Source organism: Qipengyuania vesicularis, from assembly GCF_019711415.1.
Classification (GTDB): Bacteria; Pseudomonadota; Alphaproteobacteria; order Sphingomonadales; family Sphingomonadaceae; genus Qipengyuania; species Qipengyuania vesicularis.
On the sequence record NZ_JAIGNJ010000002.1, the window covers coordinates 237301 to 261366 of the forward strand.

Consider the following 24066-nt stretch of genomic DNA (forward strand, 5'->3'; position numbering starts at 1 on the left):
ACTTATCCGCCCGGCCTAGCCCGCAATATTTACCATAAGCTTGACCGCCGCCTCAGGCTTCTGCCTTCTTGCGCTGGCGCCAGCGGTGGAGCAGCGGCTCGGTATAACCGCTCGGCTGTTCGACCCCCTTGAAAATCAATTCCTTGGCCGCGCTGAAGGCAGCACCCTCCTCGTTTTCAAGCAGCGGCTCATAGAAGGGATCGCCTGCATTCTGCTGGTCGACCTTGGCCGCCATCCGTCGCAGCGAATCCATCACCTGATCTTCCGAGATCACTCCGTGGAGCAGCCAGTTGGCGATATGCTGGCTGGAGATTCGCAGCGTGGCGCGGTCTTCCATCAGGCCCACATCATTGATGTCCGGAACCTTGGAGCAGCCGACCCCCTGATCCACCCAGCGAACGACATAGCCGAGCAGGCCCTGGCAATTGTTGTCCAGTTCCTCGCGGATCTCCGCTTCGGACCAGTTCGTGCCCTCCGCGAGCGGGATGGAGAGCAGCGGTTCGAGCCCCGGCACATCTCCCAGGCCTTGCTGGATCTCGAACACATTCTCGCGGTGATAGTGGATCGCATGAAGTGTTGCCGCGGTCGGGCTTGGCACCCAGGCGGTGTTGGCACCGGCGCGCAGGTGGCCGATCTTTTCGATCATCATCTGGCCCATCAGGTCGGGCGCGGCCCACATTCCCTTGCCGATCTGCGCGCGGCCGGAGAGGCCGTGTTTCAGGCCAATCCCGACATTGCGCGCCTCGTAGGCCTTGAGCCAGGCGGAGTTCTTCATCTCACCCTTGCGCATCATCGGGCCCGCACGCATCGAGGTGTGAATTTCATCGCCGGTGCGGTCGAGGAATCCGGTGTTGATGAAGACGATCCGGTCTTTCACCGCGTGGATGCAGGCGGAGAGGTTCGCGCTTGTTCGGCGTTCCTCGTCCATGACGCCGACCTTGATCGTATGACGCGGCAGATCGAGCAGGTCTTCCACCGCATCGAACAAATCGTTGGTGAAGGCGCATTCCTCGGGACCATGCATCTTGGGCTTCACGATGTAGATCGAGCCCTTGCGGCTGTTGCCATATTTGCCCAGCCCCGCGACGTCCTGCGCCGAAATCGCGCTGGTCATTACGGCATCAAGGATGCCCTCGGGGATTTCCTTGCTATCCCAGCGCATCGCCGGATTGGTCATCAAATGGCCGACATTGCGGACAAACATCAGGCTGCGTCCGGGCAGTGCGAACTCCGTGCCATCAGGCGCGGAATAGCGTCGGTCGGGAGCAAGCTCCCGCGTCATGGTCCTGCCGCCTTTCTCGAAGCTCTCCGACAGATCGCCCCGGATCACGCCCAGCCAGTTGCGATAGGCGAGCAGCTTGTCTTCGGCATCCACCGCCGCGACAGAGTCTTCGCAGTCGGCGATGGTTGTGAGCGCAGCTTCGAGATTGATGTCCGCGATATTTGCCGGGTCGGTCTTTCCCACCGGGTGGTCAGCGTCGAACACCACTTCGATGTGAAGGCCATTATGCTTGAAGAGGCAGGCCTTATCGTTCCAGCCTATGCATTGGGCTGGATCGGCGAGCGGAATGCCCTTCTCTTTTACATCGGTCAGATCGGCCCATTCTCGGCCATCGGCCAGAGGTACGGCCTCGTCCATGAAGCTCTTCGCAGCGGCGATAACCGCCGCACCGCGTTCTTCGTCATATCCACCCGGCTTGGCTGGCGCCGCATCGAGCGTATCGGTGCCGTAGAAGGCATCATAGAGGCTACCCCAGCGTGCATTGGCCGCATTCAGCAGGAAGCGCGCGTTGAGGATCGGAACGACCAGCTGCGGCCCTGCCATGGTCGCGATCTCTGGATCGACATTATCGGTGCCGATGGTGAATTCGCCCGGCTCCGGGACGAGGTATCCGATTTCCTCCAGGAATGAGCGATAGGCAGCGGCATCATGCGGCTTTCCGGCCTGAGCCTTGTGCCAGCCGTCGATCTTTCCCTGCAGGTCTTCGCGCGTCTCGAGCAGCGCGGCATTGCGCGGTGCGAACTCGCCAAGCAGCGCGGCGAAACCCTGCCAGAAAGCCTCAGCATCCTTGCCCAACGGGGGCAGGATCTCGGACTCGACAAAAGTGGCAAGCTCCCGGTCAACCTCGATACCGGCGCGCGTCACGTAATTGCTCATGGAACTCCTCTGGGTAGTCTACGACCTGCGATGTGGACCCGGGGAGGAGTGCCCCTCCTATGGCGAGAGCGGTTGACGATTGCAAGGCACGGGGTGGACTTGATTGCAGGCGAGTCTAAGGACGTTGCCGATGAAACCGGATAGCGCACCCCAGGCCCTTCTAGACGCCGTCGACGCAGACACCATGCTGCGCGAGGTGCAGGACTGGGCCGCGATCAATACCGGCACGGCGAATATCGATGGGCTGAAGGCCATGGCGGGCGTGCTCGCCGATGCCTTCTCGACCCTCCCCGGAGAGGTCGAACTGGTCGATCCGGCAACCGTAACGGCGATTTCCGCCGAGGGACGAGAATTCGAGAAGCCGCATGGCCAGCATATGGTCTTGCGCGTGCGCCCCGAAGCGGAGCGCCGTTTCGTACTGACCGGCCATATGGACACGGTCTTCCCTGTCGATCACGCCTTCCAGGAGGTGACGTGGCTCGACGACGAAACGATCAACGGTCCCGGTACGGCCGACATGAAGGGCGGCCTCAACGTCATCCTGCACACGCTCAAGCTCTTCGAAACGATCGATGGCTCAGACCGGGTCGGCTACGACGTCATGATCAATTCGGACGAGGAGACCGGCAGTCTCGCCAGCCGCGGCCTGATCGAGGAGCTTGCGCGCGGAAAGTATGCGGCGCTGACCTACGAGCCTTCTGCCCTGCCCGATGGCACACTCGCCCATGCACGCGGCGGAACGGGCAATTACTCGATCACGATCACCGGGCGAAGTGCCCACGCCGGCCGTAACCCGCACGAGGGCCGCAACGCCATCGTCGCCGCGAGCGATCTCGTCCTGCGCATCAAGGCGCTCGAGGCCGACGACATCACGGTGAACCCCGCCAAGATCGAAGGTGGTGCGGCAAACAATGTCGTACCCGACCTCGCAATCCTGCGATTCAATATCCGCCCCAAGTCGACCGATGCGATGAACCGCTTCGATGGCGAGCTCGACGCGATCCTGCGGATGATCGAGAGCGAACACAAAGTCGGCATCCATCGTCACGGCGGTGTCACCCGTCCGCCCAAGCCTGTCGATGAAAAGGCGCAGCGCCTGTTCGACCTCGTCAAGGCATGCGGCGCCGAGCTTGGCCAGACGATCGGCTGGAAATCGACCGGCGGCGTGTGCGACGGCAACAATATTGCTGCGACCGGCGTCCCCGTGGTCGACACCATGGGCGTGCGCGGCGGCGCCATCCATTCGCCCGATGAATTCATGATTGTCCCTTCGCTGCGGGAACGCGCCGCCCTGAGCGCGCTGGTCCTCTCGAAGCTATCTACCGGAGAGTATTTGTGACCTTCCGCCTGCGCGCCGCGCATATTTCCGATCTCGAGCATCTGTATGAAATGGCCAAGCTTACGGGCGGCGGCTTTACGAACCTGCCCGCCGACAAGGCCGCGCTGACCAAGAAGCTCGAACGCGCCGACGAGGCATTCTCGCGCACCGAGGACACGCTCGGCGATGATGTCTTCACCCTCGTGCTGGAGAATACCGAGACGGGGCAGGTACGCGGCACATGCCAGCTGTTCACCCAGGTCGGGCAGCAGTGGCCTTTCTACAGCTATCGCCTGAACACGCTGACCCAGCACAGCCAGGAACTCGACCGCACCGTGCGCGCCGAACTGCTGAGCCTCGTGACCGACCTCGAAGGCTCCTCCGAAGTCGGCGGCCTGTTTCTCCACCCGGGTGAACGTGCCGGCGGGCTCGGCCTCCTGCTCGCGCGCAGCCGCTACCTCTTTATCGCGATGCACCGCGCGCGCTTCGCCGACCGCATCCTTGCCGAGCTGCGCGGCGTCATCGACGATCGCGGCGGCTCGCCGTTCTGGGACGGCGTTGCCGGGCGTTTCTTCGGAATGACCTTCCAGGAAGCCGACTATTTCAATGCCACCAATGGCAACCAGTTCATCGCCGATTTGATGCCCAAGCACCCGGTCTATGTCGAAATGCTGAGCGAGGAAGCCCGCAAGGTTATTGGCGTACCCCACCCCAGCGGACGGGCGGCGATGCGCATGCTCGAGAACGAGGGCTTCGCAGCCGAAGGTTACGTCGACATCTTCGATGGCGGCCCGACCATGACGGCGCGGACCGACAATGTGAGAAGCATTGCAGATTCCAGAGAGGCGACCGTGAGCGCCATCGACCTCGACGAGGGCGAGCGCGCGCTGGTCGCAACCGGCAAGCTCGACAGCTTCAAGTCCGCCTACGGCATGCGCGCATTCGGAGACGATGAAACAGTCGCCATCGACGCGACATGTGCTGAAGCACTCGAAGTCGGTGTGGGTGACACAGTGTGGAGCGTGGCACGATGAGCTTGGTTGAGATCAATTTCGACGGCATCGTCGGCCCAAGCCACAATTACGCGGGCCTCAGCCTCGGCAATATCGCGAGTGCGAGCCACAAGGGCGACACTTCCTATCCGCGCGCTGCGGCGCTCCAAGGCATCGCAAAGATGCGCTCGAACATGGCGCTGGGGCTTGCGCAGGGCTTCCTGCTGCCCTTGCCACGCCCGAATGGCGATCTGATCCGTGGACTCGCAATCGACGAGAACGCGCCGCGCCAACTGCTCGCCGCGGCCTGGTCGGCATCGAGCATGTGGACCGCCAACGCAGCCACCGTGAGCCCGGCTCCTGACACGGCGGATGGCCGCTGTCACCTGACGCCCGCCAATCTCGTCACAATGCCGCACCGCGCGCAGGAATGGCAGGACACGCAGGCTCAGCTCGCGATTGCATTCGGCAACGAGCAGCACTTCACGGTGCACGACGCAGTACTGCCCACATTCGGTGACGAGGGTGCAGCAAACCACATGCGCTTCTGTGAAGGGCACGACGCATCTGGCGTCGAGGTCTTCGTGTGGGGTCGCCAGGGCGGCAAGTTCCCCGCCCGCCAGCACGAGCAGGCCAGCCGCGCCATCGCACGACTGCACGGGCTTGATCCGGCAAAGTGCGTGTTCATCGAGCAGAATCCCGAGGCGATCGAAGCGGGCGCATTCCACAATGATGTGGTCTCGGTCGCGAACGAGCGCGTGCTATTCACCCACGAACGGGCCTTCGCCGATCAGCAGGGCGCCTATGACGCGATCCGCATCGCCTTCCCGGCATTGGAAGTGGTCGAGGTGCCCGAAAGCGCCGTGAGCATCGAAGAGGCGGTCCGCAGCTATCTGTTCAACGCCCAGCTGCTCACCCTGCCCAGCGGCGAAATGGCTCTGGTGGTACCGAGCGAATGCCAGGAAAGCGCGAGCGTGTGGGCCTATTGCGAGAGCATGCTCGCCAGCAATGGCCCGATCCGCAAAGTCCTGCCCGTCGATGTTCGCCAGTCGATGGCCAATGGTGGCGGGCCTGCCTGCCTGCGCCTGCGGATCGTTGCGGACCCGGCAACGGTCGACCAGCGTTTCATGCTGGACGAAGCCAAGGCCGACCGGATCGAGGCCGTCGTCGCGGAGAAGTGGCCGGAGACGATCGATCCGCAAGACCTCGGCAGCGAAGCGCTTGCCGCCCGCGTTATCGAGGCCCGTGAAGCCCTTCTTTCTGTCCTATCCTTGGACGAGCTGGCCTGAGCGGAAAACAATATAGTTAACTGACTCGACTCTGTTCGTCGGCGCTCCTTACACTCGCCCTGCAATTAACCATTGAAAGCCGCAGCAATGCGTCGATGGCACGCAGTTTGCAGCGGATTTGGTTAAGGAAGGAGTCGCCCACGATCATGTGGACCAAGGTGAAGAGGCTGTTCGTGATCAAGACGCGCTGGGAAGCGTATCTGATCATCTACGCCTTGGCGCTCGGTGCCATGACCCGTGGTGTCGACTATACGCTGCAATACCCCGGCTGGCCCGGCTATCTCCTGATGGCGGCGACCGGCGGCGCGGTCATGCTTGGCGGCGCAAAGATCCTCGACGCGATCCGCTACGAGCGCGAAGCGAAGGCCGCGGCGGAAAGCGACGGGCCATCCGCGCCCGATACCTGACCCCGGCCTCCTAGCCTCCAGCGAAGCGGATGGTCTGCGCGATCGTGTTCATCGTACCATGCGCCAGTGCAAGGGGCAGGATGCTCGAACGGCCGGCCTTCAGATAGATCAGGCCGAACACCAGCCCGATGCCGCCCGTCACGACAGCACCGTGCATGCCCTGATAGTAGTAGTGCCGGTACCCAAAGAATATCGCCGCCACCACGACAGCAAGATAACCTGCGAGCGCAGAATTGCCGAAGCCCGTGTGTAGCTTGGTGATGATGAAGGCCCTGAACAGCAGTTCCTCGAAGAACGACCCGTGAGTCCACACCAGCGCCAGCATCATGAGATAGCCGGGGAGGTTGCCTTCAACGAAGTCGAACCGCCCGCTCGTGCCGATATCCTCGAAGAACAGGTCGGCTAGCGCCTGCATGGCGCCAGCCGTCGCGAGGAGCGCGACAAGGATGAGCGCCGCATAACCTAGCGTGCGCAACCAGCTTTCGGGCCAGCGAAGTCCGAGGTCCGCCCATGACGATCCGCGTCGATGAAGCAACCAAGTCGCCACGATCATCGCCGTGAAGGTCGAGGCAGGTCCCCCGAACAGCTGGCTGAACGGGAGGATGCTCTGTTTGACGAGCACGAGCACCGCCACAACGATCGCGAGATCGCGCCATGCAGTGAGGCGATTTGATGTCAGTTCCATAGCACTACGAGGCTCCCTTGGCTGGTGAGCTAACCGCTAGCGGTCGATGCCTCGCATAGGCAATGCAAATGGCCCAAACGCTCATGGCTGACGACCAACGCGAGGTGCGCTACGAATCTTATCGATAAACGGCAATATTTCCGGTTCGATCGGACTATCGGTATCGCGCGGCTGTTATGAATTCGCCGAATGTCTCGCACCACACGACGATCGTATCGTATTCTTCGATGTCCACGCCTTCAGGCACATCGAGCAAGAAACCGTCGTAGCTCTTCACGCTTCCGATAAGAGCGGCATCGGCCTTGAGCGGCTCGAACTCGTCCTCATGCTCAACGAAGCCCTTTGTCAGATACAGCTTGTAATCAGGACCGGGGGCCAGTTTGCCGCGATGGGCGATGGCATCTGCCGAGACGCTGATCTGCCCCTCACCCCAATGCAGCGCATCGCTGCCTCGCAGATCACGGGTAAGCTGCGCGGTGTACGAAGCGCTCGCCTCGGCTTCGTCGAGTTGGGCAGCATCAGGCGCGTCCTCCGCGGTGAGGATCGGGTAAAAATATAGCCCGGCTGCCAGGACAATGAGCCCTGCCAGGGCGATAGCGATGATCTTCTTCACAAGGTTTCCCCTCAGGCAATTTTCTCGCCATTCGCGCTGCCGCGGTTGCAGGTTACAGCACAGACGGCCCGAATAGCCAAAGGCTCGCCTTGTCATCGATGTAGGCAAAGGTGGGGGTTTCTGTTGCTAACTACCCAGAGTCTTCTTTTCAGGGGCGAGGACCGTCGCGCCTTGGCGAACTGGGTACTTTCAAGCTGATGTAGGTGGGGCGATTCTGTTGCTAGGCCCGCCCCGAGCCCCCGGAATCCGCTTCTGTTGCCCGGTGGGTCCAACCGCGCTTTAGCTTTGTAAGATCAGGGCGTTAGCCCGTCAGGTTACGCAGCGAGAGCGAGTGCTTCGTTATCGTTGGCACTTGTGTGTTGTGAACAGTTTTACGGGGTACTCAGCCCGGGCGAAAACACTGTCTTTCAGCACACGTCGATCCTAGTTCGGCCCCGTCAAAAACCGCGCATTTACCGCGGGTTATGGTGGAGCCGCCGGGTACTGCCCCCGGGTCCGTTGTACCTATTACACAGCACAATTTATCGCCATAGCCGGCCGAAACCGGCAGCTCCCATATAGCGATCAAACGCTTAATGTGAAGTGTACCCCTCCTCTTGCGGAGGAGGGGTGGTCACTCAGCCCATCGGGCCCTTGTCAGGCGCATAATCCGGGCGCGCAGCGCGCAGTTCGTCGCGGATTTCCTTGAGCAGGTCGATCTCCGTCGGACCTGCGGGTGCTTCTTCTTCCTTCTCTTCGAACTCGGCCATCACCTTCTTGGCATAGCGGACCAGCAGGAAGATGATGAAGGCCAAGATCAGGAAGTTCACGATGGCCGTGATGAAAGCACCATACCCGATCATCGCCGCCCCTGCTTCTTTCAGCGCAGCATAGTCTGTGGTCGAACCCTCATAGCCTTCGGGCGTGCTCAACAGGATGAAATAGTTCGAGAAATCCGCCCCGCCGAAGATCGTGCCGACGATCGGCATGATGATCTCGTCGGTGAGTGAAGCAACGATGACGCCAAATGCGCTCGCGATGATCACCGCGACCGCCAGGTCGATAACGTTGCCCTTGGCGATGAATTCCTTGAAATCTTTCAGCATGCGCAATCCCTCCAGCAACCCGATTGTCCTATTCGCGTTGATGACATGAGAATTGCGCGTCCTCAAGCCCGCTTCGCTTGAAAGGCTCGGCTGGCGTGCTATCTGGATAAGACAGTATTTGAAGGGGAACACCGTCATGAACCGCATCATTGCCATTCGCACCGCATTGCTGGGAGCCTTCGCCCTCGCGCTATCGGCTTGCGGGATTAACTCGGTCCCCGCAGCGGAAGAGAATGCCAAGGCCAAATGGGCCGATGTCGAGGCGCAGTTCCAGCGCCGCGCGAACCTCATCCCCAACCTCGAGCAGATCGTGATGTCCTCCGCCGAACAGGAGCGCGAGACCTTGAACGAAGTGATCGAGGCCCGTGCCTCTGCCACGCGACCCGAAATCCAGCTCGACGAGGGCGATCTCAACGATCCGGCCAAGATGCAGCAGTACCAGCAGGCGCAGAATACGCTCGGCGGCGCGCTGAGCCGCCTGCTTGTTTCGGTCGAGCGCTATCCCGAACTGCGCAGCCAGGAAAACTTCGGTCGTTTCATGACCCAGCTCGAGGGAACCGAGAACCGCATCTCGGTCGCTATCCGCGACTACAACGAGGCGGTCCGCCAGTATAACACCACGATCCGCACCTTCCCCGACACGATCGGCGCGAACATCATCCACGGTGCCGAACCGATGGTCCCCTATGAAGCCGCCACCGAAGGCGCCGAAGTCGCGCCGGAGCTGAACATGCGCGGCGACGAGGCGAACTGATCGACCGTCTAAGAGACTGATGACCCACTTGGTTCGCCTCTTGCTGCTGGTCGCAGCTACGATCGGCCTCGCCGTCCCAGCGGTCGCGCAGCCCAGCTTCCCGGCGCTCGACAACTCGCCGGTGGTCGACCAGGCCGATCTGCTCGACCCGGCGCAGGAGCAGGCGCTGGAGCAGAAGCTGCTTGAGTTCGAACAGCGGAACGAGCGCCAGTTCGTGGTTGCCACGATCGCGGACCTCGAAGGCTACGATATTGCCGACTACGGGTACCAGCTCGGTCGCTTCTGGGAACTGGGCGATGCGGAGAATGACGATGGTATCATCCTCATCGTCGCCCCCAACGAGCGGCAGATGCGGGTCGAAGTCGGCTACGGCCTCGAAGGCATTATCCCGGACGGGCTCGCCTTCGAATATATCGAGGGCATGAAGCCCTATTTCCGCAACAATGACTTCGCCGGCGGTATCGACTGGGGTGCCGATCAGATCATCAACCAACTCGAACTTCCGCCCGAAGAGGCGGCACAGATTGCGCAACAGTCGCAGCAACGCGCTTCAATCGACGAGAGCGGTTTTCCGCTCGGCGGTCTGATCTGGTTCGCTTTCGTGTTCTTCTTCTTCATCCTTCCGATGTTCCGCGGACGCCGACGTAAGCGGCGCTACCGCCGTGGCCCCTGGGGCGACACGGCGCGGGACATCATCCTGTGGGAAGCTGGCAAGGCAATTGCTCGCGGAATCGATGGTGGCGGTCGCGGCGGCTGGGGCGGCGGTGGAGGTTTCGGCGGAGGCGGCGGCTTCGGCGGTTTCTCCGGCGGAGGCGGAAGTTTTGGTGGCGGCGGCGCCTCGGGGGGCTGGTAAATGGGCTATCTGGACAAGGAACAACACCGCATCGTCAGCACGGCCGTGTCTGCGGCAGAGGACAATACCAGCGGCGAGATCGTCACCGTGCTTGCCGACCGGTCGGACGGCTATACCGATGTCGCCCTTTGGTGGGCCATCGGCGCGAGCTTCACCGCGATGAGCCTTATGGCAGCCTTTCCCGACTTCTTCCTGGCCAAGTTCGACTGGTTGCGCGGCGGCTGGGCAGGCGACTGGACGCAGGGTCAGGTCCTTACGCTGATCCTCGGCGTGGGCCTGCTCAAATTCCTCGCGGTCCTAGCCATCCAGCTGTGGCAGCCGCTCAAGTTCAGACTGATCCCCTCGCCTGTGACCGAGCAGCGGGTGCGCGAGGAAGCGATCCGCCATTTCAAGGTCGGCGCAGAGCGGCGCACACACGGGCGCACAGGCGTGCTGCTCTACCTCTCGATGCGCGAACACCGCGCGGAAATCGTGGCTGACGAGCCAATCGCCTTGCTGGTCCCGGCTGAAGTCTGGGGCGAGGCCATGGTCGATATGCTGGCCGAGGTCAGCCGCGGTCATATCGCAGAGGGACTAGCCGCTGGCGTCCGCGATGTCGGCAAGGTGCTGGCAGAACATTTCCCGCGCGGCGACCATGACGAGAACGAACTGCCCGACCGGTTGATCGAGGTCTGAATTTGGCCGTACCCGACCACGACGCGCCGGAGGAAATCACCTGGCAGGGCCGTTTCGTCACGGCGAAGAAGCGCGGGCGCTGGGAGTACGTCTCGCGCAGCAGGGGCATTCGCGCGGCCGTTATCCTGGCAGTCGACGAAGAGGACCACGTCCTTCTGGTCGAACAATTCCGCGTCCCCCTCGACCGGCCCTGTATCGAGCTCCCCGCTGGCCTGATCGGCGACGACGACAGCTCTCCCGACGAAGATCCACTGGCCGCGGCGGGTCGCGAACTGATCGAGGAAACCGGCTACGCAGCCGCCAGGCTCGAAGACATGGGTACCTTCTACTCCTCGCCAGGTATGGTGAGCGAGAGCTTCACGCTCGTACGTGCGCGCGGACTGACAAAGGTCGGTGAAGGCGGCGGCGTGGCGGGAGAGAACATCATTCCGCACCGTGTTCCGCTTGCAGGACTACCTGACTTTCTCGCCAACAAGCGCAAGCAGGGTTGCGGGGTCGACGTGCGTATGCTCCTGCTGCTGGGACAAGGCCTTATCGAGGGAGAGTGACGATGGCGGGCAAGAAACGCGGACGCTGCGAAGGCAAGCTGGCGCTGGTTACGGGAGCGGCACAAGGCCTTGGCGCGGCCCATGCGCGCAGGCTCGCCGAAGAAGGTGCACGCGTGTTGTGCACCGACGTCAACGGAGAAGGGGCAGAGGCAACCGCTGCCCGGATCGTCGAGGAGATGGGATCGGGCCATGCCTATGGTGCCCAGCATGACGTAACCGATCCCGAAGCCTGGGAACGGGTCGTCGACATCGCCGATCGCGAGCTTGGCGGGCTCAACGTTCTGGTCAACAATGCCGGGATCGGCGTAGGCGGCAACATCGAGACCTGCGATTTCGACGATTGGAAGCGCTGCTTTTCCGTCAATGTCGATTCGATCTTCCATGGGTGCCAGAAGGCCCTGCCGCTCATGCGCGAGCATGCGCCCGGATCGATCGTCAATATCTCGAGCATTGCCGGCCTCATCGCCAGCGACACGATGCCGGCCTATAATGCCAGCAAGGCGGCGGTGTGGATGCTGTCGAAGTCAATCGCGCTGCACTGCGCCAAGAACCGGATGGATATCCGCTGCAATTCGATCCACCCGACCTTCGTCGATACGCCGATCCTCGATGGAACGGCGCGCAACCATAATCTCGACAAGGACGTACTGATGGAGAAGCTGGCCCGGCAGATCCCCTTGAAGAAGGTCGGGGAACCGGACGATATCGCGAATGCGGTGGTCTATCTCGCCAGCGACGAGAGCAAGTTCATGACCGGTGCGGAGCTGAAGCTCGACGGCGGTATCTCGGCCATGTGATGTCTGCGGGCTTTGTGCCTGCAACAGGAAAGTCCGACCCTTCTCACGCGATCCCGGAGCAAATCTCCGGGATGGCCGCGGGAAGGATCGAACTCAATCCGCGATCAGGCCGATCGCGAGGTAGATGAGCGCAGCGGTGCCCAGGCTGAAGAAGGCGCCGAGGACGAAACCGATGCGGACCCACGTGGTATCGATGCCGGTGTAGCGCCCGATGCCCGAGCAAACACCCATCAGCTTGCCGCGCGAATGGTCGAGGCGGAAGCCCTTGCTGGGCGATACGGCGTGGTCGTTTTCACGGAACTTCAGCTGGCTCATGCGAGGACTCCACCCGGCGATGCGGGGATGATGGCCGTCGCGAAGAAGGCCGACGAAACGAGAAGCGAGAAGGCAGCGGCGAAAATCTTGCTGCCGTGATTGGAGAGATTGAACATGGTTCCTTTCCTTTCGGGGTTGAGTGTCTGAAGGCTGGCTCAGGCGAGCAGGCCGGCAGGCGAAGCGGGGACGATGGCCATGGCCATGAAGAGGGCCGAGGCGCCGATGGCGAAGACAGAAGCCAGAGCCTTGTTGCTGGCGAAATCGATGGCGAACATTGTGAATAATCCCTTTTAGTCAGTTTTCCGTCGGACCATCCGGCGGACACCCAGTGCATTGCAACGGCCGTGCCAAAACCAAAAAACGGCGGAATTCCGCCATTCCTGACTGAACACAAAGTCCAACCCTCATTCATCAATCCGAAAGGTTGGGAAATTTTCCCAATATTTGGAAATAGGCTTTCGGCTGGTGGCGCAATGGCCTTCGCGCTAGGGCCTCAGGCACACGATGCTCGACCGGATTTCCCTCACCCATTTCCGTAATCATGCCGCTAGCGAGCTGCGCGAGACCGCGCGCTTCAACCTGCTCGTGGGCGAAAACGGTGCAGGCAAGACGAATGTGCTGGAGGCTCTCTCGCTGCTGGCACCGGGCCGCGGATTGCGTCGGGCCGCGCTGGCCGAGATGGCGATGCAGGGGTCGGATCATGGATTCGCCGTAGGGGCCGACCTGGCCCAGCAAGGGGCGGACGCCGTGAGGCTCGGAACCTATTGCGAAACCGCCAGTCCCACACGGCGGAAAGTCCGCATCAATGGTGCGGATTCCCCCGCCACCGCGCTCGGCGAATGGATCGCCCTCACCTGGTTGACCCCTGCGATGGACGGGCTCTTCACCGGGCCCTCAAATGATCGCAGGCGCTTTCTCGACCGCATGGCCCTGGCGCTCGATCCTGCTCACGCCGCCCATGTCTCGCGCTATGAAGCCGCGCTGCGCGAGCGCAACCGTCTGCTGTCGGACGACCGCGCTCCCGAAAGCGCGTGGCTCGACGCGATCGAGGCGCAGATGGTCGAGCACGGCGGACGGCTGATCGCCGGGCGCGCGGCCCTGGTCGATACGCTGATGGCACGGATCGCCCATATGCCGAGCGAGCCATTCGCCCGCCCCGCCCTGACCTATTCCCCCGGTGGCGCCGACAATGCGGAAGCGCTGTCACAAGCCTTGTTCGAAGGGCGCCACAGGGATCGGGCAGCGCAGCGAACGCTGGCCGGCCCTCATCGGGACGAATTGGAGGTCGTCCATGCCGCCAAGCGCGTCCCCGCCGCGCAGAGCTCGACCGGGGAGCAAAAGGCGATGCTGGTCGCCATCACTCTCGCCCATGCCGCGCTTGCCGCACAGGGACGCGCAGGAGTGTTATTGCTGGACGAAGTAGCCGCCCACCTCGATCCCGTCCGCCGAGCCGCGCTGTTCGAACAACTCGACGCCAGCGGCGCGCAGGTCTGGATGACCGGGACCGAGGTCGGCCCCTTCGAGACCATTACCGACAAGTCCGCCATCTGGCGGGTGTCTGGCGGGAACGTGGAGCGGCGCTAGCCTTCGACGGCCAAGGCTGCCTGCACGTCATCGACCGTATCCTCTACGACCAGGTCGATACCCTCGGCCGTGGGATGGATCCGGTCACTGAGGAAAAGCGTGGAATCCTGATAAATACTCTCTAGCCAGAACGGCACCAAGCCGACCCCATGTTCGCTCGCTAGCTCGCCATAGAGCCCGTCGAACTGGCGCTGGTAGTCGGGCCCGTAGTTAGGCGGCGCGCGCATGCCCATCAGCAGGACGGGAATCTCGCGGCGCTTGAGCTCATCGAGCATCGCTTCGAAATTGGCGCGGGTATCGGCCGGCTGGATACCGCGCAGCATGTCGTTGCCGCCGAGCTCGAGCAGCACGAGATCGGGCTTTTCCCGCTGCTGGTCGAGCACGAAGCCGAGCCGCTGCCTACCTGCAGCGCTGGTATCGCCGGAAACACCCGCATCAATCACAGTCGCATTGATGCCCGATTGCCTGAGCGCGCGCTGCAACCGCTCGGGGTAGCCTTCGTGTTCGGCAAGCCCGTACCCTGCGAACAGGCTGTCGCCGAAGGCCAGGATGCGGCGTTCTTCGCCTTTGACCGTGATCTCCTCGGGGGCCTCCGAACTCGCCCCTGCCTGCGCTCTGCCCTCGCTTTCTGCGACCTCACTTCCGCATGCAGCGAGGCTGAGGGCAAGAAAAGGTATCGATAAACTACCAAAGCGCATCGGCGGACTTCCTTGTGCGGGTCGGGGCCTTCTGCCATCGCAGCCATGTGACGACTTCTCAAGATGCGATTTGCGCGCGCGATCTGCGCCTCACCCTTGGATCGACCGAAGCACCGGTCGAAATCCTCAAAGGCCTCGACCTCACCATCGGCAAGGGCGAGACCGTTGCCCTGCTCGGCCCATCGGGCTCGGGCAAGAGCTCGCTCATGGCGGTTCTTTCAGGGCTCGAAAGAGCCACGAGCGGCAGCTTGCAGGTAGCGGGACAGGACTTCGCCGCTCTCGACGAGGACGAGCTGGCCCGCGCACGCCGCGGAAGGATCGGCATCGTGCTGCAGGCCTTCCACCTGCTCCCCACTATGACCGCGCTCGAAAATGTGGCGACTCCCATGGAACTCGCCGGGGAAACCGATGCGCAAGCCCGCGCCAAGGCCGAACTGGAAGCGGTCGGCCTCGGTCACCGGCTCGACCACTATCCGCAGCAGCTTTCGGGCGGCGAACAGCAACGTGTAGCCATCGCCCGCGCCACTGCACCGCGCCCGGACCTCATCTTCGCCGACGAGCCGACCGGCAATCTCGACGCGGCAACCGGCCATGAGATCGTCGAATTGCTCTTCAGGCGACGCGAGGAAACAGGGGCGACCCTCCTTGTCATCACCCACGATCCCGAACTCGCCGATCACTGCGAACGCGTACTGACTATCGGCGACGGAAAGATCGCCACCGATACGCGCGCATGAGCTGGGCCACCGCCTGGAGGATCGCGCGCCGCGATCTCAACGCCCGTTTCAAGGGCTTGCGGCTGCTCCTGGTCTGCATCTTTCTCGGCACGGCAGCACTGGCCGCAATCGGATCGCTGACGGCTGCGATCGAACGCGAACTGGCAGCAAACGGACAGGCGTTCCTTGGCGGCGATGTGCAGATCGAGCTGTGGCAGCGCTCTCTCAATGAGGAGGAGCGCGCTGCGCTCGAGGAGCTGGGTACCGTCTCCGCAGGCACCCGCCTCCAGGCTATGGCGCGCAAGGACGACATTGCCGCGCCGATCGAATTGAAAGCGGTGGACGCAGCCTATCCCCTATACGGCGCGCTCACGCTGGAAGGCAAAGGCGAGGTCGCGGCGCCATCGGGCGACGAGGCTTATATTGCTCCCGGCGCTGCCGACCGCCTGGGCGTTGCGGCGGGCGATACCATCGCCATCGGCACCGAGACACTTACCGTCGCCGGGATTATCGCCGACGAACCTGATCGCCTCGGCGAAGGCTTCCAGCTCGGCCCGACGATCATCGTGGCCGAAGACGTGCCCGAGCGCGCAGGGCTGCTTGCACCGGGCGCGATGTATCAGAGCAAGACGCGCGTTGCCCTCGACACTCCTCGAAACCTTGAGAGTATCGAGGAAGACCTCGAGGCGCGCTTCCCCGATTCCGGTTTCGACATCGACACCGCGGAACGGGCAGCGCCGGGAACGGATCGGTTCGTCGAGCGGATGAGCGAATTCCTGACACTGGTCGGGCTCGCAGCGCTGGTCATTGCCGGGATCGGGATTGGCGGCGGAGTGTCCTCCTATCTCGACGCGAGGAGGCAATCGGTCGCAACGCTCAAGGTTCTCGGCGCGGACAGCCGCGACATCGCCCGCATCTATGCGTTGCAGATCTTCGCCGCATCTGCGGTCGGCAGCATCGCCGGTCTCGCGGTTGGAGTGGCGGTCGTGCCCATCCTTGCGCAGGCGCTTGATGGACTGCTTCCGGTCAATGCGGGCTTCGTGCTGGATCCGGGCGCGCTCCTGCTCGCGGCGACCTACGGACTGCTGGTAGCGCTGATCTTCGCCGCGCCCCCGCTTATGCGCGCAAGGCATTTTCCCGCCATGGCACTGATGCGCGCGCGCGTAGCCCCGCTCGCCCGCGACAAGTCCGCGATCCTTGTGGTCATTGCAGGTCTTGTCGCAATCGTCGCGCTTGCTCTGTCTACGTCGAGCAGACCCTTCCTTGCCGGCGGATTCCTCGCCGGGGCCGCCCTCGTCCTGGCGCTTCTCGCCTTGCTCGGCTGGCTGATTCGCAAGGGAGCAGCCTCCATTCCCCGCGCCAAGAGCCCGATCGCCCGTGCGGCGCTGGCGAATATCCATCGGCCGGGTTCGAGTACCGGAGCGCTGGTTACCGCACTCGGCTTCGGCCTCGCTGCCTTCGTCCTGCTCGCCGCCATCCAGAGTTCGATCGACGGCAATATCCAGAGCCGCGTGCCCGAGCGCGCACCGGACTACTTCGTGCTCGATGTCCCGCGTGATCGAGAGGGCGATTTCCGCACCCTCGTCGCCCAGACCGACGAAAATGCGCAGGTCTCGGCAGTCGCAGCCCTGCGCGGCTCCGTACTGGCCTTCGGGCCTGGAGGCGCCATGACGCGCACAGCGAGCCTGGAAGAGATCCCCGACGGCGCATGGCCCCTGCGCGGCGAGCGAGGGCTGACCTACGCCGCCACTGTCCCACCCGGCAGCGAGGTAACCGCTGGAGAATGGTGGGGACCGATGCACGAGGGCGAATATCTCGTTTCCATCGACGAGGAATTCGCGGAGGCTGCAGGCTTGGAAATCGGCGACAAGCTTACTTTCGGCGTGCTCGGCGCCGAGATCGAGACGCGGATTGCCAGCACGCGGCGCATCGACTGGGAGAACATGGGGTTCAACTACGTCTTCGTGCTCAGCCCCAACGCGCTGCGTGAGACGCCGCACAACCTCGCAGCGACGATCGAACTGACGGAAGATGTGCCCACCGGGCCGCTGCTCCAGGCGCTAGTGCGCGAATTCCCGTCCACTTCGGTTATCGAGGTGGGCGGTGTGCTTCAGCAGGCGCGGACCATCCTCGAGCAGGTCGGACTGGCCACGCTGGCCGCGGCGAGCGTAGCGGTCCTGGCCGGGCTGGCCGTTCTGCTGGGAGCTATCGCAGCCGCGCGCGCTTCGCGGACATATGACACGGTCGTGCTGCGCGTGCTGGGCGCGGATCGCGGCCAAATCCTGAAGATGCAGCTCGCCGAGTACGCGGTGCTTGCCGGCGCCCTCGCAGTCGTCGCGCTTGGCCTCGGTTCGCTCACCGCCTGGCTGGTGGTGACGCAGCTGTTCGAATTCGACTGGCTGCCCGATTGGGGCGAAGTCTTCGCCGTGCTCGGTCTTGGCCTAGCAGTCGTGCTTGCCTTTGCGATCGGGGGATCGCTCCCCCTCTTGCGCGCCAAGCCGGCGCAGGCCTTGCGAGCGCTCTAGCGGAAGCGCACGCCGTTTGGACGGGCTGCAGGTTCAGGCCGATCATAGCCGTAATTGTCGTCGCGCTGCCAATCGTCATGCGGATCCTCGCCCCATTGGTTGCCTGCAACGCTTGGCAGCAGGGTGATGACGAAAATGCCGATATTGGCGAGCCAGCCGACATAGGGGATCAGCGAGAGGAGGATCAGTCCGACATAGACCCATCCCGAGAACCCTGCATCATGGAATCTGCGCACGGTTACGGCCAGCGCGGGAATGAAGCTGAAGAACCCGAAGATCATGATCAGCAGGATCGGGAAGCTGGTAAGCGCCTGCAGCATCGCCTCTTCCGATTCCAGACCGGCCAGCAACGCCATGCCTCCGCCGAGCATGATGCATGCGAAGACCACGCAGAATGTGAAGAGCGTGAACAGCCAGTATTCCGCGCGCGTCGAACGGCCGCTGAACTCGAAATACCGGGCGTAAGGCCAGAACATCTTTTCCATTACTGAGACCCCTTTAATCGTCCGAGATCTTATCGCAGGAAAGAATTACCCAATACTTATCGCCAGTTCTTAGAGACTAACTTCTGCAACAAAGGTCGCTGGCTCAAAAGAAAAGGGGGCCCGAAAGCCCCCTTCCCCGTTCTTCTTGTTGATCTTGCAGATCAGAACTTGAAGCGGACCACACCGCCATAGGTGCGCGGTGCGCTCGGGTAACCAGAGACCGTGCCAGCCTGCGCCACGCCGTCGAACACCGTCAGGATGTATTCGTCGTTGAGCAGGTTGCGCGCCCATGCGCCCACTTCGAGACCGTTTTCCATCTTCAGCGTGATCGAACCGTTCACGAGGTTTACTTCACGCTTGAAGCTGTTGGGACCAAAGGTCGGCAGGCCGTTATTGATGCGGGTGCTGCTTTCGTGGCTGTAGTCGAGACGGGTCACGAGCACATTGCCGCTGTCGCCGAACTCGTGGGCATAGGTGGCCGAAGTGGCAATGTTCCAGGCAGGAATGCCGCCTGGGCGTTCACCCGAAAGGTCACCCACAGGGCTTTCCTCGAAGCTTTCGTAGAGCGGATCGAGGTAGGTCGCGGCGAAGGTGAAATCGAGTCCGCGCGTCGGGGTGATCGTGCTGCTGAGCTCGAAGCCCTTCACCGTCTGCTCACCAGCGTTCGCAAGCTGGAAGCCCGTTCCGGTGAACAGGAAGCTCTGGAAGCCCTTCAGAGTCTGGTCGAACAGCGCGAGATTGACGCTCAGCCCGTCCCACTGACCCTTGAGCCCGAGTTCGTAAACTTCGGCTTCTTCCGGCCCGGCGAAACGCGAACCCGTGGTGAGGTTCGTGATCGGAAGACCAGCATCCCGGACTGGCGAGGACGGCGAGAGGAAGACGCTGCCACCAACAACCGAGGCGACTCCAGCGGGCAGCGAGGCCGGAATGTAGTCACCAAACGAAGGACGGCTGTCACGCGAGAGGTTGACCGAGCTGGCCTTGAAGCCCGTCGCATAGCTGAAATAGGCATTCAGGTTGGGCGAGACGTCATAGGCAACACGCAGCGTGTAGCTGAAATCATCGTCGCGAGTACGACCGTCCTCGACCGCATTCGGCGTGTTGAGGAAAGGCGGCTGGAACTGGAACGCGGCGAGGCCGAGAAGTTCGTTACAGTTGGGCGGCGGAGCCGACGCGCTGCAGGGAGTGACCGCCAGGGTCGAAACCTGCGAGAATACCGTCGGACCGGCAGGCGTAGCGAGGAATGCGCCGAGCTGTGCCGGGTCTGTCGCGTCCACGCCGAAGCCTGCAAGAGCGCCAACTATGAACGCATCCGCAAGGTTGATGTTGGCCAGCTCGTCGAAAGCTTGCCCGCTAAGTGCGAAGTCTTTCTTGTCGTCGGTGTAGTTGAAGCCACCGGTGAAGACGAGGCCGTCGATCGGTTCGAAATCGACCGTGCCGAAGATCGACCAGGACGTGTTGTCCATGCTGTAATCTTCGCTCGTAAGCAGGCCGGCCGAGAAGATGCTGCCGTCAGGAAGACCGAACCCTGCCTCCAGGGTGCTGAAGATCGTCGGATCGCCGGTCAACAGCGCAAAGAACGGGCGTGCTGCCGTTCCAGTCGTTAGCAGGCTGTCCTGTTCCACTGTTTCATCGAAGTAGAAGCCACCCAGCAGGAAGTTGAACGGGCCATCGAAGTCCGACGCGATGCGAAGTTCCTGGGTGAAGGTATCGACCCGTTGGTCACGCGTTTCGCTGACGATGTCGGCGCTGGTGAAATCGACGTCCTGGTCGACGAAGTTGCGCAGTTCACGATAGGCGGTGATCGAGGTCACGCCGATGGGTCCGGCATTCCAGTCGGCCTGGATCGAACCACCGTAATTCTTCACTTCGTTGATCGGAACCTGGTTGAGGAAGATGTCGTAGCTGAAGAAGTCGGTGTTGAGCGCACCGCCGACAGCGAAGACTGCCGGAGCGGTCGGACCGGCAACCAGCGTGCTGACGACGCAGCAGCTTTCGTCGATGTTTGAATAATCGGCCATCGCGCGGATGCTGAGATCGGGGGTCGGTTCGAACAGCAGCTGGCCGCGCGCGGTCCAGCGGTTACGCTCGTTCACATCTTCATCGAGGTTCACGATCGTGCCGTAACCATCGCGCTTGTTGTAGCTGCCGTCGAGCGAGAAGGCGACATTGTCGCTGATCGGACCGGTGATGTCGCCCTTGACCTGGATGTTGTTGTAATTGCCGTAGCTGGCCTCGATCGAGCCACCGAATTCGAACTGCGGGGGGCGCGTGATGACCGAGATGACGCCGGCCGACGCGTTCTTCCCAAAGAGGGTCGACTGCGGGCCGTTCAGGACCTCGATGCGCTGTACGTTCGCAAGGTCGTTCAGCGACGATGCCGAACGCGAACGGAAGACGCCGTCGATGAACACACCGACCGAAGGTTCGATGCCGAAGTTGTTGTCGCCGTTACCGAAACCGCGGATGATGAAGGTCGAGGAGGACGAGTTCTGCAGCTGGCTGACGCGCAGCGAGGGAGCCACCGTCTGGAGGTCGAGAACGTCGCGAATATTGGCCTGTTCGAGCGTTTCGGCAGTGGTCACAGAGACCGAGATCGGGGTTTCCTGAAGCGTTTGCTCGCGCTTCGTGGCGGTCACGATGATGACGTTTCCGGTATCGGCGTCGGCGGCATCTACATAGCCGTCGTCGTCGCTATCGACCTCTTCCTGGACATCCTGTGCCTCGTCCATCTCCTGGGCGGCGAGGCCGGTCGGCAGCGCGAAGGCGGCTGCACCGGTCAACAGGGTTGCGCGAATGCTCTTGGTGGCAAATTTCATGTGTCAGTATCCTCTCAATACTTACGTGTCTGGCCTGCTGTGCAGTCCCCAAACTACGCAGACGTATGCGGAATTATTGAGTGCGCGCCCTGCGCTCAAGTGTTTAGCGCGGGCAAGACACAGCGGGATTCACAAGTGTGCTTTTCGAGTCACACTACCCAAACGGGACCACGGCGCTTGCCGCACTGCACCATTTAAGCTAGGGGCGCGCACGAAATTGCTCGGGCGGAATCGCCCGCCGCTACGGCATCCAAAAGAAAGCACAGAATATGTCCCGCGACCTTCGCAACGTGGCGATCATCGCCCACGTCGATCATGGCAAGACCACCCTCGTCGACCAGCTTTTCCGCCAGTCGGGTACTTTCCGCGAAAATCAGCGCGTTGAAGAGCGCGCGATGGATTCGAACGACTTGGAAAAAGAGCGTGGGATCACGATTCTCGCCAAGTGCACCAGCGTCGAATGGAACGGCACGCGCATCAACATTGTCGACACGCCCGGTCACGCCGACTTCGGCGCCGAGGTGGAGCGTATCCTGAGCATGGTCGATGGCGTTATTCTGCTGGTCGACAGCGCCGAAGGTCCAATGCCGCAAACCAAGTTCGTCACCGGCAAGGCGCTCGGCCTGGGTCTGCGCCCGATCGTGGTCGTCAACAAGATCGACCGCGGCGACGCGCGTCCGCAGGAAGTGCTCGACGAAGTGTTCGACCTTTTCGCTTCGCTCGATGCGAATGACGACCAGCTCGACTTCCCGAGCCTGTGGGCTTCGGGTCGCGACGGTTATGCCAGCGACGACGAAACCGCACGTGACGGCAATCTCGAGCCGCTGTTCAAGCTGATCGTCGACCACGTGCCCGCTCCGGGCCTCGACACCGAAGCGCCGTTCAGCTTCCTTGCTACCCTGCTCGACCGCGACAACTTCATGGGCCGCGTCCTCACCGGCCGCGTGCAGTCGGGCAAGATCAACCTCAACGATCCGATCCACGCGCTGGACGGCGATGGCAAGGTCATCGAAGTCGGCCGCGCTACCAAGCTCATGTCGTTCGACGGCCTCGACCGCGTGCCGGTGGAAAGCGCCGTTGCAGGCGACATAATCGCGCTTGCAGGCCTCGAAAAGGCCACCGTGTCGAACACCATCGCCGATCCGAGCGTCAAGACGCCGATCGAAGCGCAGCCCATCGACCCGCCGACGCTCGCCATGCAGTTCTCGGTCAACGACAGCCCGCTGGCTGGCCGCGAAGGCAGCAAGGTGACGAGCCGCATGATCCGCGACCGCCTCTACCGCGAAGCCGAAACCAACGTCGCCATCCGCATCACCGAAAGCGCCGACAAGGACAGCTTCGAAGTGGCTGGCCGCGGCGAACTGCAGCTGGGCGTTCTCATCGAAACGATGCGCCGCGAAGGCTTCGAACTCGGCATCAGCCGCCCGCGCGTGCTGTTCCGCGAAGAGAACGGCCAGCGCATGGAGCCGTTCGAAACCGTCGTCATCGACGTCGACGACGAGCATTCGGGCACGGTTGTCGAGAAGATGCAGCGCCGCAAGGCAGAGCTGACCGAAATGCGCCCCTCGGGCCAGGGCAAGACCCGCATCACCTTCTCCGCCCCCTCGCGCGGCCTCATCGGCTACCACGGCGAATTCCTGTCCGACACGCGCGGCACGGGCATCATGAACCGCCTGTTCGAGAAGTATGACACCTATCGCGGCCCCATCGAAGGCCGCCAGAACGGCGTGCTTATCTCGATGGTCCCGGGTGAAGCCGTACCCTATGCGCTCAACGCGCTCGAGGAACGCGGCGAACTCTTCATCGGCGGCGGCGCGAAAATCTACGAAGGCATGATCATCGGCGAGAATGCCAAGCCGGACGATCTAGAAGTGAACCCGATGAAGTCGAAGCAGCTGACGAACTTCCGTTCGACCGGCAAGGACGACGCCATCCGCCTGACCCCTCCGCGCGTGATGACGCTGGAACAGGCCATCGCCTATATCGACGACGATGAAATGGTCGAAGTGACGCCGGAGAACATCCGCCTGCGCAAGGCCATCCTCGACCCGCACGAGCGCAAGCGCGCGAAGCGCGCCGCGCAGGCCTAAACTGGAAGAGCTTCCCGCCTGACCGCGAGGTCAGGTGCAGGCGTTGACGGCCAGTCCCTGGGCGTTGCCGATGTCCTGGTTCTGGCGTCCACGCACGTTGAACGCACTTTCGTGGCGGATGCGACGGGCCGCCATCCAATTGGGCCCGACCAGCGGCTGGTAGTCATAAGTCACTTCGACGAACATCACGGCCGTATTCTGCGCGGCAGTGATCTTGTTGCTTCCCTGACCCATGCCGGTGTTCAGGCTGTTGTCGCTTCGACCCTTGCCTTCGCGGCCATAGGCAGGCGCGATCGTGAGGTCTCCCCAGCAGCGCTGCCAGTGGATCATCTGACCCTTGTTTACGCCATTTCCCTTGTTGTCCTGAAGCGAGGACAGGACAACGCGGCCATTGGCCTCGAAATCAAGGTCTTCTCCCAGAACGTCCGCGCCTGCGAAGACCTCGTAGATATTGGCCTCGTCCACCGAAGTCGGGATACGCCCGGCATTGTCGGCCACGGTCATCGCGATCTGGTTCACGCGCATGTAGGACAGGGCAAAATTCGTCAGCTCGAGTCCTCCGAGGATCATCACCAGCAGGACGGGCGCAATGAACGCGAATTCGATCATTGCCACGCCGTCCGTATCTTCGATGAGATCGCGTGTGTCCCTGTAGTTCAT

Annotated in this window: 24 protein-coding genes and 1 other RNA gene; 13 read left to right on the forward strand and 12 right to left on the reverse strand. The window is 62.4% G+C overall.

Features of this window, described 5'->3' with window-relative positions; genetic code table 11:
- Positions 1–52 precede the first annotated feature (52 nt).
- Positions 53–2158, reverse strand: coding sequence for a malate synthase G (locus K3146_RS06780; protein WP_221545522.1), 2106 nt, complete (start codon positions 2156–2158; stop codon positions 53–55).
- Positions 2159–2288: 130 nt separating this feature from the next.
- Here K3146_RS06780 and K3146_RS06785 point away from each other — a divergent pair, with 130 nt between their 5' ends.
- From K3146_RS06785 to K3146_RS06800, 4 genes are all read left to right on the forward strand, one after another.
- On the forward strand, positions 2289–3497 hold the full coding sequence (locus tag K3146_RS06785; protein WP_221545523.1) for a hydrolase: 1209 nt from the start codon (positions 2289–2291) through the stop codon (positions 3495–3497).
- On the forward strand, positions 3494–4510 hold the full coding sequence (locus tag K3146_RS06790; RefSeq protein WP_221545524.1) for an arginine N-succinyltransferase: 1017 nt from the start codon (positions 3494–3496) through the stop codon (positions 4508–4510). The genes K3146_RS06785 and K3146_RS06790 overlap by 4 nt, the downstream gene beginning before the upstream one ends.
- Complete coding sequence (locus K3146_RS06795; protein ID WP_221545525.1) at positions 4507–5757, forward strand: N-succinylarginine dihydrolase; 1251 nt, start codon at positions 4507–4509, stop codon at positions 5755–5757. The genes K3146_RS06790 and K3146_RS06795 overlap by 4 nt, the downstream gene beginning before the upstream one ends.
- 146 nt (positions 5758–5903) lie before the next feature.
- A complete protein-coding gene (locus K3146_RS06800) occupies positions 5904–6164 on the forward strand; it encodes a hypothetical protein (protein ID WP_221545526.1) in 261 nt (86 codons plus the stop codon).
- 10 nt (positions 6165–6174) lie between these two features.
- Here K3146_RS06800 and K3146_RS06805 read toward each other — a convergent pair whose 3' ends face one another.
- The 4 genes from K3146_RS06805 to mscL all read right to left on the reverse strand — a co-directional run bounded on the left by K3146_RS06805 (position 6175) and on the right by mscL (position 8547).
- Positions 6175–6849: a CPBP family intramembrane glutamic endopeptidase gene (locus tag K3146_RS06805; protein WP_221545527.1), complete on the reverse strand. Its 675-nt coding sequence runs from the start codon at positions 6847–6849 to the stop codon at positions 6175–6177.
- A 154-nt stretch (positions 6850–7003) separates the two neighbouring features.
- Positions 7004–7462, reverse strand: a complete 459-nt coding sequence (locus tag K3146_RS06810; protein ID WP_345723922.1) for a DM13 domain-containing protein — start codon at positions 7460–7462, stop codon at positions 7004–7006.
- Positions 7463–7703: 241 nt separating this feature from the next.
- Positions 7704–8048: a transfer-messenger RNA gene (gene ssrA / locus K3146_RS06815) on the reverse strand.
- Between the two features lie 31 nt (positions 8049–8079).
- Positions 8080–8547: a large conductance mechanosensitive channel protein MscL gene (mscL, locus tag K3146_RS06820; RefSeq protein WP_221545528.1), complete on the reverse strand. Its 468-nt coding sequence runs from the start codon at positions 8545–8547 to the stop codon at positions 8080–8082.
- A 136-nt stretch (positions 8548–8683) separates the two neighbouring features.
- Between mscL and K3146_RS06825 the strand changes: the two genes are divergently transcribed.
- The 5 genes from K3146_RS06825 to K3146_RS06845 are packed head-to-tail and all read left to right on the forward strand — an operon-like array spanning position 8684 to position 12174.
- Positions 8684–9301 carry a LemA family protein gene (locus K3146_RS06825; RefSeq protein WP_221545529.1) on the forward strand — a complete coding sequence of 206 codons (618 nt, stop codon included), beginning with the start codon at positions 8684–8686 and terminating at the stop codon, positions 9299–9301.
- Between the two features lie 19 nt (positions 9302–9320).
- Positions 9321–10154: a TPM domain-containing protein gene (locus K3146_RS06830; protein WP_221545530.1), complete on the forward strand. Its 834-nt coding sequence runs from the start codon at positions 9321–9323 to the stop codon at positions 10152–10154.
- Positions 10155–10829 carry a TPM domain-containing protein gene (locus tag K3146_RS06835; protein WP_221545531.1) on the forward strand — a complete coding sequence of 225 codons (675 nt, stop codon included), beginning with the start codon at positions 10155–10157 and terminating at the stop codon, positions 10827–10829.
- Between the two features lie 2 nt (positions 10830–10831).
- Positions 10832–11377, forward strand: a complete 546-nt coding sequence (locus tag K3146_RS06840; protein WP_221545532.1) for an NUDIX hydrolase — start codon at positions 10832–10834, stop codon at positions 11375–11377.
- Positions 11378–11379: 2 nt separating this feature from the next.
- Positions 11380–12174, forward strand: coding sequence for an SDR family oxidoreductase (locus K3146_RS06845; RefSeq protein ID WP_221545533.1), 795 nt, complete (start codon positions 11380–11382; stop codon positions 12172–12174).
- Between the two features lie 93 nt (positions 12175–12267).
- On the opposite strand, the gene K3146_RS06850 is transcribed toward K3146_RS06845, so the two are convergent.
- The 3 genes from K3146_RS06850 to K3146_RS06860 are packed head-to-tail and all read right to left on the reverse strand — an operon-like array spanning position 12268 to position 12764.
- On the reverse strand, positions 12268–12489 hold the full coding sequence (locus tag K3146_RS06850; protein WP_221545534.1) for a PspC domain-containing protein: 222 nt from the start codon (positions 12487–12489) through the stop codon (positions 12268–12270).
- A complete protein-coding gene (locus K3146_RS06855) occupies positions 12486–12605 on the reverse strand; it encodes a recombination protein F (protein WP_221545535.1) in 120 nt (39 codons plus the stop codon). Before K3146_RS06855 ends, K3146_RS06850 begins: the two co-directional genes overlap by 4 nt.
- Positions 12606–12644: 39 nt before the next feature.
- On the reverse strand, positions 12645–12764 hold the full coding sequence (locus K3146_RS06860) for a recombination protein F (protein WP_221545536.1): 120 nt from the start codon (positions 12762–12764) through the stop codon (positions 12645–12647).
- Between the two features lie 229 nt (positions 12765–12993).
- Here K3146_RS06860 and recF point away from each other — a divergent pair, with 229 nt between their 5' ends.
- Positions 12994–14073 carry a DNA replication/repair protein RecF gene (gene recF, locus K3146_RS06865; RefSeq protein ID WP_221545537.1) on the forward strand — a complete coding sequence of 360 codons (1080 nt, stop codon included), beginning with the start codon at positions 12994–12996 and terminating at the stop codon, positions 14071–14073.
- On the opposite strand, the gene K3146_RS06870 is transcribed toward recF, so the two are convergent.
- Complete coding sequence (locus K3146_RS06870) at positions 14070–14771, reverse strand: arylesterase (RefSeq protein ID WP_221545538.1); 702 nt, start codon at positions 14769–14771, stop codon at positions 14070–14072. The genes recF and K3146_RS06870 overlap by 4 nt on opposite strands.
- A gap of 47 nt (positions 14772–14818) precedes the next feature.
- Between K3146_RS06870 and K3146_RS06875 the strand changes: the two genes are divergently transcribed.
- On the forward strand, positions 14819–15508 hold the full coding sequence (locus K3146_RS06875; protein ID WP_221545539.1) for an ABC transporter ATP-binding protein: 690 nt from the start codon (positions 14819–14821) through the stop codon (positions 15506–15508).
- The gene (locus tag K3146_RS06880) at positions 15505–18012 is read left to right on the forward strand and encodes an ABC transporter permease (protein ID WP_221545540.1); all 2508 of its coding nucleotides are present in this window, start codon (positions 15505–15507) and stop codon (positions 18010–18012) included. The genes K3146_RS06875 and K3146_RS06880 overlap by 4 nt, the downstream gene beginning before the upstream one ends.
- Here K3146_RS06880 and K3146_RS06885 read toward each other — a convergent pair.
- Positions 18009–18497, reverse strand: coding sequence for a DUF805 domain-containing protein (locus K3146_RS06885; protein WP_221545541.1), 489 nt, complete (start codon positions 18495–18497; stop codon positions 18009–18011). The two genes, K3146_RS06880 and K3146_RS06885, sit on opposite strands and share 4 nt — an antisense overlap.
- Before the next feature lie 161 nt (positions 18498–18658).
- The gene (locus tag K3146_RS06890) at positions 18659–21316 is read right to left on the reverse strand and encodes a TonB-dependent receptor (RefSeq protein WP_221545542.1); all 2658 of its coding nucleotides are present in this window, start codon (positions 21314–21316) and stop codon (positions 18659–18661) included.
- Positions 21317–21585: 269 nt separating this feature from the next.
- Here K3146_RS06890 and typA point away from each other — a divergent pair, with 269 nt between their 5' ends.
- Positions 21586–23406, forward strand: a complete 1821-nt coding sequence (gene typA / locus K3146_RS06895) for a translational GTPase TypA (RefSeq protein WP_221545543.1) — start codon at positions 21586–21588, stop codon at positions 23404–23406.
- Between the two features lie 30 nt (positions 23407–23436).
- On the opposite strand, the gene K3146_RS06900 is transcribed toward typA, so the two are convergent.
- A complete protein-coding gene (locus K3146_RS06900; protein WP_247711110.1) occupies positions 23437–24066 on the reverse strand; it encodes a TadE/TadG family type IV pilus assembly protein in 630 nt (209 codons plus the stop codon).